Genomic DNA, 14172 nt, shown 5'->3' with positions numbered 1-14172 from the left:
GACTGAAAGGTTATTTCAGTCCTATTTTTTCGCTCATGTATACAGAAGTTTCAAAACCTAATTGTGTTTGGGATAGCAAATCTTCATGGATATTTACTACATCTTTTTTGAAAAATAAGATTACTGTGGAACCACCAAATTTGAAATAGCCTTTTTCATCGCCTTTTGTAATTTTAGTGGTTGGACTATAACTCTGAATAATTGAGCCTACACAAGTAGCACCAACCTCTATATAAATAACATCACCGAAATTATCTGAATGAAATATACTCCATTCTCTTTTATTTTGGCAAAATAGCTTTTTAACACTTCTTAAGGCTATTGGATTTACAGAATAGTAATGACCTTTAATTTTAGTTGTATCCCCACATATTCCATCATCAATAAAGTGAAACCTATGATAATCAGTAGGGCATAATCTAAAGATTAAGCAAGTACCTCCATTATACAAATTGTATATTTCATTACCTTTAAGAAGTTCTTTAAGTGAATAAGTAAAGCCCTTTATTTGAACTATATTATTTAAGTCAATATCAGCGTATGCAGAAATTTTACCGTCACACGGGGATATTAAAATATTTTTATCTTTAGGAATTATTCTAGCGGTTGTATTTAAGGATCTTATAAAAAAATCGTTGAAGGATGAATACTGATCATGAGCCTTAGAATACATAGACATATCAATATTGAAAGTTTCAATAAAAGACTTAATTTTTCTAGAACTTATTTTTGTATCGCAATATTTACCATATAATTTTGAGAAAAGGTTTTTTTTGAGCAGCAATTCAACTAGTCCTTTTCCTACAGGGGAGCAGTAAGACCAATTTAAATATTTTTCGCCGGCTACCTTTTCAATCTCGTATTTGTTTTCTTTTCTGTTGTAATATTTAATCATTAAAATACCTCGTTTTACAATTTATTTTATAATTTTCCTGATTTCATTATAGAAATCATTAACCAAAAGCCCATAAAGGCTGCAGCTAGAAAACCCGTTATACCAATAATCGATATATTATATAATTTAGGACCTATATTTGAATTTAAAATTGTAGAAGAACCTATAATCATAGAAGAAATAATAAGGGCAAAGATTAAGCGATTAATCCCTTTATTTAACTCGCTTATAGGGGTTCTTAAATTTTTATGTTCTAGTTGTAGTTTAGCTCTTCCACTTATTAGACTATCAGATAATTCTATAATCTTTGAAGGTAGCCTAGATGAGTCTTTTATAAATGAATATGAACGCATTAGCAGAGTGTTAAAATCCAAATGAGCTAATAGTGAAAATTTATTATTAGCTTTTACATAAGGAATAGCAATGTCTATTATTTTTATATCAGGAGAAACACGTGCTATTACACCCTCTAAAATCACAAGACCTCTTATTAGAAGCGTCAAATCACGAGGTAAGCGTAGATTGTTTTGTCTAGCTATATCAAAGATGTCAGAAATCAAAACTGAAATTTGAATATTATTTAAAGAAACCGAAAGGTAATTTACAAGAAGATAGTCTAAATCTTCATAGAGTTTATTTCTATCTACATATCCCTTTTTTATTCCTATAGATAAAAGAGCTGAAATCATTTTATTTATGTCATTAAAAGCAACAGCTGTTATCATATTGTTTAGTGTTGATCGTAAAGAAGTTGAAAGGCTTCCCATAATTCCAAAATCTATAAAACAAATTTTACCTTCGTATACAAATATATTTCCGGGATGTGGATCGCCGTGAAAAAAGCCATCTTCTAGCATTTGTTTTAAGTAAGATAATGCTAATTTCTTACCCAAATCATCAAGATCATATTTATCATGGCGTAGTCTTTTCATATCATCTACTTTAAATCCATTAACCAGTTCCATAGTTAAGACTTTAGTACTACAGAACTCATCGACTACATAAGGTACATATATAAATGCTACATCTTTATTAAAATTTTTAAAGGTATTTATATTTTTAACTTCGTTATTGAAATCAAGTTCAAGTTCGGTGGTAAGTAGTATTTCATGTAATGCTTCTTCAGGGTCAATAAGCGCATCGGAAAATCTTGCTTTTGTAAGTCTTATTATGCGAACTAGTATAGAAATATCTAGTTTCATCTTTTCTGCAATATTTGGTCTTTGTATTTTTACTACAACCTCTCTACCATCTTTTAATATAGCTTTGTGTACTTGAGAAATAGAGGCAGAGGCTAGTGGGATTTCATAAAACTTTTCAAAACATTCGGTTGTTGACACAGAAAACTCATCAAAAAACATTTTATTTATGGTTTCAATGTTCTCTGGAGCGACGCTATCTTGGAGTTTTGAAAGTTCTACTATATATTCAGGGGATAACAAATCAGGCCTTGTACTAAGTATTTGTCCGATTTTAATAAAGGTTGGTCCTAAATCTTCAAAGGCTTTCCTTAAATTTTCAGGCAGCTTATTTTGTTTCTTGAATTTAGCTTCTACAATATATCCAAAACCATAAGAGCCAAGAACTTTAATAATTTCTCTAAATCGATTGATAGAATTTAATTGCATTTTTTACCTCACTTAAATCATCACCATCTGTGATGAAATATAATTTAAAATACTCTAGTTAGTATTATACAATAGTTAAGGTATTATAACCTTATTTATAAATTACTTGTAGAAATTAAAGATTGATTGGCATCCCTTAGAATTGTCTCTGTTACATTAATTTTTTTATTCGATCACCTCATAATAAATATGACTTATACATATTTTAGCATAAAGATTTATAATAATCATGCAATAAATATTTTATTGAGTTATTGTCTTAAATAGCTATAGGTTGACATAACTATAAAAGTGTAATAAAATGTTTAAGTAGAATTGAATTTGCACCCGTAGCTCAGTTGGATAGAGCGTCCCCCTCCTAAGGGGAAGGCCGGAGGTTCGACTCCTCTCGTGTGCACCACAAACTAGTAAGGTAAAACTTTACTAGTTTTTTTATTTATAAATGTAAATATATTTAATTTGTAGGATTAAAGATATATAATAATAATAGCTTATAGAGCGAAGGGGTCTACATGGAAAAATATTTTATTGACGAAGCATTAAAGGAAGCTAAAAGATCGTTATTATTAAGGGAAGTACCTGTAGGTGCAGTTATAGTTAAAGACAATAAAATAATTGCGAGAGCTCACAACCTAAGGGAGACGCTGCAAGATGCTACCGCTCATGCAGAAGTTTTAGCTATAAGAAAAGCTTGTGAAGTAATAGGTGGTTGGAGATTAACTGGATGTGATATGTATGTAACATTAGAACCATGTCCTATGTGCGCAGGAGCAATATTACAATCTAGAATAAGAAAATTATATATAGGTGCTTTTGATCCAAGTGTAGGGGCTTGTGGTTCGGTTATAAATTTGATTCAAAATGATGCGCTAAATCAATGGATAGAAATAAATTGGTTATATAACGCGGAATGTGGTAATTTACTTACTGATTTTTTTAAAAACAGAAGGTAATAACGAGAAGAATATTATGAAGTTTATAAAACAAGATTTAGAAAACCATCGATAGGCAACATTCACTTATTAAAAATCGGGGTATTTAACATTTTATGTTTGTCAACTGTCTGAGAACTCTAGTTTACTAGAGTTCTCTATTTTTTATTATATAAAATATATCATAGATCATAGATTATCATACGTGTTTGAAATAATAAATAAAATTTAGTAATTTATGAATAAAAAACAATGCTAAATATTAAACTTATTCAAAAGATGGAATATTTTTAATATTCTAACAAAAAACGTTTACATTAAGAATTAAATATAGTATTATTAAATCATTGATTGATATTATGTTAATATTTTAACCATCCAATGAATCAAGGAATAGTTTGGAATTTAATGTAAGGAGATGATTTTAATGACTCAGGAAAAATGCTGTTCAGAATGTGAAGAAATTGACATTAGATATGAAAAAGTAAAAGACGTCACTAAAAAATTAAAAGAGATGAAAGGCGCTTTAATTCCGGCACTTCATGAAGTACAAAAATTATTCGGATATTTGCCAGAACAAGCGTTGCAAGTAGTATCGGAAGAGCTTGAGATACCTATGTCTGAAATTTATGGAGTAGCAACCTTTTATTCGCAATTTACTTTAGAACCTAAGGGAGAACATATAATTAAGGTATGTCTTGGGACAGCCTGTTATGTAAAAGGAGCACAAGATATTTTAGAAAGATTTTCAAGCATTTTAGAAGTAGAGGTCGGAAAGACAACAAGTGATGGAAAATTTACTTTAGAAGCTGCAAGATGTCTTGGGGCATGTGGACTCGCACCAGTTCTTATGGTAGATGATAAAGTATATGGAAGATTAATTCCTGCTGATGTAATAAGGATAATTGAAGAATATAGGTAAAAAAGTAAATTAGTAAACTTATTTATGGAGGGATGTTAATGAAGACGGTACAAGACCTTGAAGAGATAAGAAAAAATACTTTTAATAGAGTTAATCAAGGAACAGATAGAAAAAGCACAAGAATTGTTGTTGGTATGGCTACTTGCGGAATAGCGGCAGGAGCAGATGAAGTTTACGACGCAATAGTGGATGAAGCTAATAAACTTGGATTAACTAATGTAGTAATAGCTAAAACGGGTTGCATAGGCGTGTGTAGATTAGAACCTATTGTAGAAATTATAAGACCAGGAGAAGAGAAAGTAACTTATGTTAAGATGTCTCCTTATAAAGCTAGAAGAGTTGTAGCTAGTCATGTATTAGTTGGAACAGTTAGAAATGAATATACAATGCATGTAATTAGGGGAAAGATTCTTAATGATTATGTTCTAGATAGCGATTAAGCATTATTGTCTATCTAAATGGAATAGAAGGGGGAATTTTAATGGAGGTTTACCACTCTCAGGTACTTGTTTGTGGGGGAAAAGGATGTGTTTCTCCAGAAGCAGCAGATCTTTTTAGAAGTTTAAAGTCAGAAGTAAGAAAACATAAATTAAATCATGAAATTGATGTATTAAAAGTAGGTTGTTTAGGGCTTTGTGAATTGGGTCCTGTTGTAGTAGTTTATCCAGAAGGAGTTTTATATACCAACGTAAAAACCGCTGATATAGAAGAGCTTGTAGAATCACATTTCATTCAAAATAGAGTACTAGATAGGCTTCATTATAAAGTTCTCGAGGGAGAAGGAAATGTAAGAAATTTAAGTAAATTAGATTTCTTCAAAAAACAATTAAGAATAGCGCTTCGAAACTGTGGAATTATAGATCCGGAAAATATTGATGAATATATAGCCCTTGATGGGTACAAGGCTTTAGAAAAGGTACTTACATCTATGTCTCCACTAGAGGTTATTGAAAATGTTAAGAATTCGGGACTCAGAGGACGCGGTGGTGGAGGTTTTCCTACAGGGCTGAAATGGCAATTTGCAGCTAAGCAGGAAAGAGATGAAAAATATATAATTTGTAATGCAGATGAAGGTGATCCGGGTGCTTTTATGGATAGATCTGTTCTTGAAGGAGATCCTCATTCAGTACTAGAAGCTATGACTATAGGTGGGTACGCTATAGGATCAAGTAAAGGGTTTATATACGTTAGAGCGGAATATCCACTAGCGGTTGAAAGACTAGAAATAGCTATTAATCAAGCTAGGGAATACGGACTACTAGGAGAAAATATTTTAGGGCTAGGTTTTAATTTTGATATAGAAATAAGACTTGGAGCTGGTGCTTTTGTATGTGGAGAAGAAACTGCTCTTATGCAGTCAATTGAAGGTAAAAGAGGCATGCCTATGCCTAAACCGCCATTTCCAGCTGTTAGTGGACTTTGGGGCAAGCCTACAATTATAAATAATGTTGAAACATTTGCTAATATAGTTCCTATTATATTAAAGGGAGCTGAGTGTTTTAGCAGCATAGGCACAGAGAAAAGTAAGGGTACAAAGGTATTTGCATTAGGAGGGAAAATTACAAATACTGGTCTTATAGAAATTCCTATGGGAACTACACTTCGGGAAACAATCTTTGAAATAGGTGGCGGAATACCAAATGCAAAGAATTTCAAAGCGGTTCAAACGGGGGGGCCTTCAGGTGGATGTATCCCAGAAAGTGAGCTTGATACTCCAATTGGATATGATAGCTTAATTGCTCTTGGTTCCATGATGGGATCTGGTGGCATGATAGTTTTAGATGAAGATAATTGTATGGTGGATGTAGCTAGATTTTTCCTTGATTTCACAAAGGACGAGTCTTGTGGTAAATGTACTCCTTGTAGAATTGGAACTAAAAGATTACTTGAAATGCTTGAAAATATCACAGAGGGAAATGCGGATATGGAGGATATAGATAAACTTGAACAACTAGCCCTAGGAATAAAAAAGGTTGCATTATGTGGGCTTGGGCAAACTGCGCCTAATCCGATTCTTTCAACTATAAATCATTTTAGAGATGAATACATTGCTCATGTGCAAGATAAAAAATGTCCAGCTAAAGTTTGTAGGGCTCTGGTGCAATATGTGATTTTAGAGGACAAGTGCAAAGGCTGTGGATTATGTACTCGTAATTGTAATGTAGGTGCTATTAGTGGCAAGTTACAAGAACTTCATGTAATTGACCCAAATGTGTGTGTTAAGTGTGGTATGTGTGTAAGCATATGTAGATTTAAAGCTATTGTTAAAATATAATATTAGGAGGTGAAAAAAAATGGAAATGGTAAACTTAATTATAGATGGAATAAAAGTAGAAGTTCCCAAAGGAACTACAGTACTCGAGGCATCAAAGCTTTCTGGTGCTAAAATACCTACATTATGTTTTTTAAAAGAAGTAAATGAGGTAGCTGATTGTAGAATGTGTGTGGTACAAGTAGGAAATAAATTACTGGCAGCTTGTACACTTCCAGCTGAAAATGGCATGGAGATAAAAACTAACACCACTGAAGTGAGAGAATCAAGAAAAATGGTAGTTGAGTTAATATTATCAAATCATAAAAGAGAATGTACAACTTGTATAAGAAGTGAGAATTGCGATTTACAAACAGTAGCAAAGGAATTAAATATAAGGGACGTAAGATATAGTGGAGAAAAAAGCAGTGGAATTTTGGATGATTCTTCATGCTCAGTAGTAAGGGATTCTGAAAAGTGCATCCTTTGTGGGAGATGTATTGCTACCTGCGGAAACGTTCAAACTGTTCATGCAATAAATTTCTCCAGCAGAGGATTTGATACTAAGGTTAGCACTAGTTATGATAGGCCCTTAGGCGAATCGTTATGCATAAATTGCGGTCAATGTATTTTAGCATGCCCAGTAGGTGCCTTACATGAAAAGGAAAGTATAAAACCGGTTTGGAAGGCGTTAGAGAATCCAAATAAGTATGTGGTAGTTCAAACTGCACCAGCAGTAAGAGTAGCATTAGGTGAAGAATTTGGTATGCCAATTGGTAGTCGTGTTACAGGCAAAATGACCTCAGCTTTAAGGAGAATGGGTTTTGATAAAGTCTTTGATACTGACTTTGGGGCAGATCTTACTATTATGGAAGAGGGAACTGAGCTATTAACTAGACTAGGTAATGGGCAAAATCTTCCACTAATGACATCCTGCTGTTCTGGATGGGTAAAATTCGTTGAACACAATTTTCCTGATTTAATTCCTAATTTATCAACTTGCAAATCACCAAGTGAAATGGAAGGTGCCTTAATTAAAAGTTATTTTGCAGAAAAATTTGGTGTTGAAGCTAAGGATATTGTAGTTGTTTCAATTATGCCTTGTGTTGCTAAAAAGTTTGAGGGCGCACGAGAAGAACTGTCTAATAATGGCATGCAGGACGTAGATTATGTTTTATCTACTAGGGAACTCGCTCAAATGATAAAAGAGGCAAACATAGATTTTGTTAAACTAAAGGATGAAGAGTTTGATGATCCTTTTGGACAATCTACTGGAGCTTCAGTAATCTTTGGAGCAACTGGAGGAGTTACAGAAGCTGCGTTAAGAACAGTCTTTGAACTCTTAGCTGGAAAAGAACTAGAGCAAATAGAATTTTCAGCTGTTAGAGGACTTACGGGTATTAAAGAAGCAACTATAGAATTACCTGATGGAAGAAATATAACTGCAGCTGTGGCTCATGGACTTGGTAATGCTAGAAAATTATTAGGGTTAGTTAGAAGCGGTGAAAAACATTATGACTTTATTGAAGCTATGGCATGTCCTGGTGGATGTGTAAATGGTGGAGGTCAACCAATAGTTAATTCACAAATAAGAGAAGAAATTAATATTTCAGGGCAAAGAGCAAAAGCTATATATGATGAAGATAAATCTCTACCTATTAGAAAATCACATAAAAACCCACATATAACAAAAATATATGAGGAGTTTTTAGGGGAACCTAATGGTCATTTAAGCCATAAGTTATTGCATACCACCTATGAAAAAAGAAATAAATTTTAATATTTATCTTTACTTTTTTATCATAATAAGCCACAATTGTCATAACACAAATAAAAGAATCAAGTTTTTTAAACTTGATTCTTTTATTTGTAGTTTTATAAAAAAATGGAGATGTTACTTATGGAACCAATAGCTTTTAATATATTTGGATTACCCGTTGCATGGTATGGTATTTTCATTGCAACAGGAATGATGGTTGGGATTTTATTGGCTGATTTTACTTCTAGGTTAAAAAGTGTTAATTATGATGAACTTTTAAATATTACACTAATATCTTTTCCAGTAGCTATTATTGGGGCAAGAGCATATTATGTAGCATTTGAATTTAATCAATATAAAGATAATTTAATACAAGTATTCAATATACGTCAAGGTGGTCTTGCTATACATGGTGGAGTTATATTTGGTATGATAGCAGCATTACTTTATACAAGGTATAAAAAAGAGAGTCTCTTAAAATTTGCCGATGTGGCAGCACCATCTATAATTATAGGTCAGGCTATAGGAAGATGGGGAAATTTCTTTAATAGTGAGGCCCATGGTGGACCAGTTTCGCAAGGGTTTATAAGTAAATTCCCGGATTTTATACAAAGGGGAATGTTAATAGATGGAGTGTATTATCATCCAACTTTTCTTTATGAATCAATATGGAATGTTATAGTATGTCTAATACTGATTTATTTATTAACAAAAACATTTAAGAGAGGTACTGTGTTTTTTACCTATATAGGGTTGTATTCTATAGGAAGGTTTTTTATAGAGGGACTTAGAACTGACAGTTTAATGTTTGCAGGTTTAAGAGTAGCACAACTAATAAGTTTAGCAGGAATAGCACTATGGATTATATTTATTGTGATAAATTATAAGAAAAGAGATTCTCGTTACTAATTTGTTATTTATTGTTACAACTTATAAAAATAATTATAAATCATGCTTGAGTTAAGTATATTCCACAATAGTATATATATTAAATTTTTAGAAAAGCTTTCAAAAACATTTAAAAAATAACTGTTGAAATTACTACTTATTAATAGTATAATTGTTTTTGTTGCACTACTTGGGTGTACACAAACATTAGAATGATTTATGGAGAGATGTCCGAGTGGCTTAAGGAGCACGCCTGGAAAGCGTGTGTAGGGGAAACTCTACCGAGGGTTCGAATCCCTCTCTTTCCGCCAGTTTATATTTCCGTACTAGCTGGGGAGTTAGCGGTGCCCTGTAATCTGCAATCCGCTACAGCAGGGGTGAATTCCTCGCCTAGGTTATAAGCTGTGTGGTCTGACCTATATAAGTGGCGTTGATAACTGGGCCCCACGCAATGGAAATTCATGAACCCCGTCAGATCCGGAAGGAAGCAGCGGTAAGTGAAATTTTCCGTGTGCCGTGGACCAACCTGGTTTGAGTTAACTGTATAGGTAACGCACATAGTTTATTAATCGAAGCGAGGTGTACGGTCTACAAAAGAATTATAAGATGCCTAATAGGCATCTTTTTTTTTATACTAAACCATCAATTTTTCAAGTAAATATATAACCTTTATAAATATCAACTAATTTTTGGATTTAAATGATATAATTATTTAAAAGAGGTGAAACTTTTGGCGTATAAGGCTTTATATAGAGAATGGAGACCAAAAACTTTTGAAGATGTAGTAGGTCAGGATCATGTGACAATAACATTAAAAAATCAAATTAAAGGCGACAGAATAGCTCATGCATATCTTTTATGTGGTACCAGAGGAACAGGAAAAACCTCAACTGCTAAAATATTAGCTAAAGCAGTAAATTGTTTAAATTCAGACCATGGAGAGCCTTGCAACCAATGTGAAATGTGTAAAAAGATAAATTCAGGAACAGCAATAGATGTTACTGAGATAGATGCGGCATCACATAATGGGGTAGATAATATTAGGGATATAATTGAAGATGTCCAGTATCCACCACAGGAAGCTAGGTATAAGGTTTATATTATAGATGAGGTTCATATGTTATCCATAGGAGCGGTTAATGCGTTCTTAAAAACACTTGAGGAACCACCAAGTAACATAATATTTATATTGGCCACCACTGATCCTCAAAAACTTCCAATAACAATACTATCTAGATGTCAAAGATTTGACTTTAAAAGAATAAAAAGTTCAGATATATTTGAAAGACTTAGAAGAATTGTTACTGAGCAAGGTACTTTTGTTGGCGATGATAGTTTGAAATTAATATCAAGAATTTCTGATGGAGCTATGAGAGATGCTCTAAGTATTCTAGACCAAGCCATATCAATGAATGAAGGCACGGTAGAGTATGATGATGTTATAGATATGTTAGGACTTGTGACGTCTGAGAGTCTTATAATGATCTCAGACAATGTAATAAATAGAGACATTGAAGGGGCAATAAAGGCTGTAAATGAAATAGTATATAGTGGTAAGGATATATATGTATTTATAAAAGACATGACTATTCATATGAGAAACCTTATGATGGTTAAAGTAAGTGACAATGTAGAAGATATTTTAGATATGTCTAGTGAAAACATAGATATTTTAAAAGAGCAAGCGTCTAAAATCAGAGTAGAAGAAATTATGAGGAACATAAAGATACTTCAAGATGCAGAGGAACAAGCTAAATGGAGCAAACAAAATAGAATTTATTTAGAACTTGCAGTTATTAAGATGTGTAAAATAGAATATGACACGTCAAAAGAAGTGCTACTAGCTAGAATAAATAAAATAGAAGAAATAATAAAACAGGGAAAGATAACTGTAGTCTCTGAAAGCGTAACACCAAGAATTTCTGAAGTTAATAATGGTAAAAAAGAAAATAAGTCTAATAAAAAAACAGAAATAAGACCTGTTAAAAAGCATAATGATAATTCTAATTTAACCGTAGATATAGTGAAAAAATCATTTAAGGATGTTTTAGATATGTTCAAAGCACGAAGACATATGGTCATATATGCTTCCTTAATGACAGGAGAAATTGTGGCATGTGATGGAGGTGTAATAGAGCTAGCTTACGAAAAGCAATTTGCCTTTAATAAAATTAGACTTGAAAAAGAACAAAATAGGAATTTAATTGAAGAAATATTCTCCGAAGTATTAAAAGAAGAAGTAAAAATAAAATATACTGTAGAATCTGATGAAAAAAAACAGGTTAAATCACCTGAGGATATTTTAAGAGAAACATTTGGAGAAGAGCTTGTTGAGATATTAGATGAATAAATAAGAATAATTATAAAAATAAATATTTATGGAAATAATTATACTTATTAGTATATAATAATATAGAAAAGGATTAATAGATTCTAGAATCTATTAACCACAAATATAATGATATTAACTTTAATAACTAATAAATAGGAGGTAACAATTATGGCAAAAGGCGGATTACCAGGTATGGGTGGAAATATGGGTGGTTTGATGAAGCAAGCTCAAAAGTTTCAAAAGCAAATGGAAGATATGCAAAAGGGTTTAGAGACCAAGGAATACGTGGCATCTGTTGGTGGTGGAGCAGTAACTGCTATAGCTAATGGAAAGAGGCAACTTGTTGACGTAAAGATAAAACCAGAAGTAGTAGATCCAGACGATGTTGAAATGCTCCAGGATTTAATTATGAGCGCTTGCAATGAGGCGTTAAAGAAGGCGGAAGATGAAACAAGTAGTGAAATGGGTAAACTAACAGGTGGATTAAATATGCCAGGAATGTTCTAGTAAACAGTAGTTTAACAGATATACAGTTAAGAGGTGACCAAATTGGAGTTCTATCCAGTAGCAATAGAAAAACTTATAGAAGAATTTGCTAAACTTCCTGGTATAGGAAAAAAAACCGCTCAGAGGCTTGCATTATTTGTTCTAAACCTTCCTAAGGAAGAAGTAGAGGAATTTGCTGGTGCACTGGTTAAAGCAAGAGGAACTCTAAAATTTTGCTCTATATGTGGAAGTTTTGCAGATGCAGACCCCTGCGCAATTTGCTCTAATCCAAATAGGGATAAGAGTATCATATGCGTTGTTGAAAATCCAAAAGATATTATGACTATGGAAAAAGTAAGGGAATTTAATGGGGTTTACCATGTTCTCCATGGGACAATATCTCCTATGGCAGGCAGAGGTCCTGAAGATATAAAGTTAAGGGAACTTATAAGAAGGATTAATGGAGAAGTGCGTGAAGTAATAGTAGCAACTAATCCAAACATAGAGGGCGAAGCTACAGCTATGTATATATCAAAAATATTAAAACCACTGGGGGCAAAAGTTACAAGGATTGCACATGGTATTCCAGTTGGTGGAGATTTAGAGTACATAGATGAAGTAACTCTCTCTAAAGCTTTAGAAGGAAGAAAAGAAATATAGAATATTACTCCTGTTTTATGTCAAGAATTTAGAAAGGACATAAAATGGGAGGTTTTTATTATTAATAGGAAAAAAATAATTGAAATATTATTTGCAACTTCAAAATATACCGACGATCAGAAGGATATTATTATTGGGTTAGAAGCAGCTAAGCTTGAATGGGAAAACTCGAAAAAATATTTTGAGGTTGCAGATGATCCTAAACTGATAGACTATGCAATTTATAGAGAAGATCAGTCAAAAGCTAAATATATATATTTTCTATTAGAAGCTAAAAGAAAATGTGTAACCATTGATGCTAGTTACATGATCGAAGAAATTGGTGCTATTAACGAATGATTTTTTTATTTTATTGCTGATACACTGATATATATTAGTAACAAAACATATACATAATATATTAAAAACTTAAAATTAGGGGGACTTAGATATGGAGTTTGCGTTATATTTTTTAATCGCTATAGTAGCAATGGTAATTGTGGTCAAGCTATTTTCGTGGCCGCTAAAAATGCTAGGGAAGCTAATAATGAACGGTGTTTTTGGTGTCTTACTTTTGTTGCTTGTTAATTTTATAAGTCAGTATGCGGGGTTTAAGGAAATATTCATTGAAATTAATGCTATAACGGCACTTATTGCTGGATTTCTAGGAGTGCCTGGAGTAATATTTTTAATGATTTATAATTTAATAGTGTAATATTATTATAGTAGCAGTTGTTTATATCAAAAATAAAATTAGATTAGAGTAATATGATTTAAGTAGTTAGAGATATATTACTCTATTTTTTTTTGCTAAATAAAAGTTCTAGTATTAGTATATTTGTAGATGGTTGTGGAGAATACTTACTATATATAGTAAATGTACATATCATTACAATATAGAAAGATAGAGTTATTGTATGATACTTACAATATGAGAAATAACTATCCTGGTGTATCAATACAAGGTATATAGAGATAAAGTTTAAAAATCCAAGAATACACAACCTGTTTTATTTTAATTGCGCTAAATGATATTATGCCAGGAATTATATATGATAAGATATTGCATGTCGCTTCTTATAAGAAACGATACATTTAAATTTAGTTGGAAAGCTTCGTAAGATTTTCTTGAAAAACATTAGAAAATTAGTTGACAAAACCACACTAAACTGATAAAATTGTAGAAGTCGTCTTATGATGACAAATGAAATTGGTCTTTGAAAATTAAACAGAGAAATAGGTAAAGATAGCAAAATTATATTTTGCTAAACCAGTTAATTACTTTAGTAAAAAGAAGTAAAATTTTAGTCGTAAGACTAAATAGTATGTAATGAGCTTGAGTAACAACTTAACAGTTGTCTCAGATTATTCATTTCAAACTAAAAGTGTAAACTTTTAAATTGAGAGTTTGATCCTGGCTCAGGACGAACGCTGGCGGCG

The 14172-nt window shown here is 32.2% G+C and carries 13 protein-coding genes, 2 tRNA genes and 1 other RNA gene; 14 read left to right on the top strand and 2 right to left on the bottom strand.

The genetic code is table 11. The features are described 5' to 3' along the window. Positions 1-10: 10 nt before the first annotated feature. Complete coding sequence (locus JJD95_RS12690; protein WP_291643395.1) at positions 11-895, bottom strand: phosphatidylserine decarboxylase; 885 nt, start codon at positions 893-895, stop codon at positions 11-13. A 26-nt stretch (positions 896-921) separates the two neighbouring features. Then, a complete protein-coding gene (locus JJD95_RS12685; protein ID WP_291643394.1) occupies positions 922-2523 on the bottom strand; it encodes an AarF/ABC1/UbiB kinase family protein in 1602 nt (533 codons plus the stop codon). A gap of 323 nt (positions 2524-2846) precedes the next feature. Between JJD95_RS12685 and JJD95_RS12680 the strand changes: the two genes are divergently transcribed. From JJD95_RS12680 to JJD95_RS12620, 14 genes are all read left to right on the top strand, one after another. Continuing rightward, positions 2847-2923: transfer RNA gene (locus tag JJD95_RS12680), tRNA-Arg, on the top strand. Between the two features lie 112 nt (positions 2924-3035). Next, positions 3036-3476 (top strand): nucleoside deaminase, encoded by a 441-nt coding sequence (locus JJD95_RS12675; RefSeq protein WP_291643393.1) that lies wholly within the window; start codon positions 3036-3038, stop codon positions 3474-3476. 406 nt (positions 3477-3882) lie between these two features. Then, a complete protein-coding gene (gene nuoE, locus JJD95_RS12670; protein WP_291643392.1) occupies positions 3883-4377 on the top strand; it encodes an NADH-quinone oxidoreductase subunit NuoE in 495 nt (164 codons plus the stop codon). 38 nt (positions 4378-4415) lie between these two features. After that, complete coding sequence (locus JJD95_RS12665; RefSeq protein WP_291643391.1) at positions 4416-4817, top strand: (2Fe-2S) ferredoxin domain-containing protein; 402 nt, start codon at positions 4416-4418, stop codon at positions 4815-4817. A gap of 41 nt (positions 4818-4858) precedes the next feature. Beyond that, positions 4859-6652 (top strand): NADH-quinone oxidoreductase subunit NuoF, encoded by a 1794-nt coding sequence (locus tag JJD95_RS12660; RefSeq protein WP_291643390.1) that lies wholly within the window; start codon positions 4859-4861, stop codon positions 6650-6652. A gap of 19 nt (positions 6653-6671) precedes the next feature. Further along, entirely contained in the window at positions 6672-8408 is a 1737-nt protein-coding gene (locus JJD95_RS12655; protein ID WP_291643389.1) for an NADH-dependent [FeFe] hydrogenase, group A6, read from the top strand. 120 nt (positions 8409-8528) lie between these two features. Beyond that, entirely contained in the window at positions 8529-9296 is a 768-nt protein-coding gene (gene lgt, locus JJD95_RS12650) for a prolipoprotein diacylglyceryl transferase (RefSeq protein ID WP_291643388.1), read from the top strand. Between the two features lie 200 nt (positions 9297-9496). Then, positions 9497-9586: transfer RNA gene (locus JJD95_RS12645), tRNA-Ser, on the top strand. Between the two features lie 10 nt (positions 9587-9596). Then, positions 9597-9862, top strand: an RNA gene (ffs, locus tag JJD95_RS12640) — signal recognition particle sRNA large type. Positions 9863-10005: 143 nt separating this feature from the next. Continuing rightward, positions 10006-11625, top strand: a complete 1620-nt coding sequence (gene dnaX, locus JJD95_RS12635; RefSeq protein WP_291643387.1) for a DNA polymerase III subunit gamma/tau — start codon at positions 10006-10008, stop codon at positions 11623-11625. Between the two features lie 150 nt (positions 11626-11775). Beyond that, positions 11776-12114, top strand: coding sequence for a YbaB/EbfC family nucleoid-associated protein (locus JJD95_RS12630; RefSeq protein WP_291643386.1), 339 nt, complete (start codon positions 11776-11778; stop codon positions 12112-12114). Positions 12115-12156: 42 nt separating this feature from the next. Further along, complete coding sequence (gene recR / locus JJD95_RS12625; RefSeq protein WP_291643385.1) at positions 12157-12753, top strand: recombination mediator RecR; 597 nt, start codon at positions 12157-12159, stop codon at positions 12751-12753. A gap of 3 nt (positions 12754-12756) precedes the next feature. Beyond that, positions 12757-13092: a DUF2508 family protein gene (locus tag JJD95_RS20085; RefSeq protein WP_367114818.1), complete on the top strand. Its 336-nt coding sequence runs from the start codon at positions 12757-12759 to the stop codon at positions 13090-13092. Between the two features lie 91 nt (positions 13093-13183). Next, a complete protein-coding gene (locus JJD95_RS12620; protein WP_291643384.1) occupies positions 13184-13447 on the top strand; it encodes a pro-sigmaK processing inhibitor BofA family protein in 264 nt (87 codons plus the stop codon). The last annotated feature ends 725 nt before the right edge of the window (positions 13448-14172 follow it).

Source organism: Clostridium sp., from assembly GCF_016650035.1.
Taxonomy (GTDB): domain Bacteria; phylum Bacillota; class Clostridia; order Clostridiales; family Clostridiaceae; genus Clostridium_AD.
This window is presented reverse-complemented; position numbering and strand designations above follow the sequence as displayed.

What these genes read in the sequence shown, in the direction of transcription:
- JJD95_RS12690 (WP_291643395.1), bottom strand. Translation starts at nt 895, where the DNA reads ATGATTAAATATTACAACAGAAAAGAAAACAAATACGAGATTGAAAAG.
- JJD95_RS12685 (WP_291643394.1), bottom strand. Translation starts at nt 2,523, where the DNA reads ATGCAATTAAATTCTATCAATCGATTTAGAGAAATTATTAAAGTTCTT.
- JJD95_RS12675 (WP_291643393.1), top strand. Translation starts at nt 3,036, where the DNA reads ATGGAAAAATATTTTATTGACGAAGCATTAAAGGAAGCTAAAAGATCG.
- nuoE (WP_291643392.1), top strand. Translation starts at nt 3,883, where the DNA reads ATGACTCAGGAAAAATGCTGTTCAGAATGTGAAGAAATTGACATTAGA.
- JJD95_RS12665 (WP_291643391.1), top strand. Translation starts at nt 4,416, where the DNA reads ATGAAGACGGTACAAGACCTTGAAGAGATAAGAAAAAATACTTTTAAT.
- JJD95_RS12660 (WP_291643390.1), top strand. Translation starts at nt 4,859, where the DNA reads ATGGAGGTTTACCACTCTCAGGTACTTGTTTGTGGGGGAAAAGGATGT.
- JJD95_RS12655 (WP_291643389.1), top strand. Translation starts at nt 6,672, where the DNA reads ATGGAAATGGTAAACTTAATTATAGATGGAATAAAAGTAGAAGTTCCC.
- lgt (WP_291643388.1), top strand. Translation starts at nt 8,529, where the DNA reads ATGGAACCAATAGCTTTTAATATATTTGGATTACCCGTTGCATGGTAT.
- JJD95_RS12630 (WP_291643386.1), top strand. Translation starts at nt 11,776, where the DNA reads ATGGCAAAAGGCGGATTACCAGGTATGGGTGGAAATATGGGTGGTTTG.
- JJD95_RS12620 (WP_291643384.1), top strand. Translation starts at nt 13,184, where the DNA reads ATGGAGTTTGCGTTATATTTTTTAATCGCTATAGTAGCAATGGTAATT.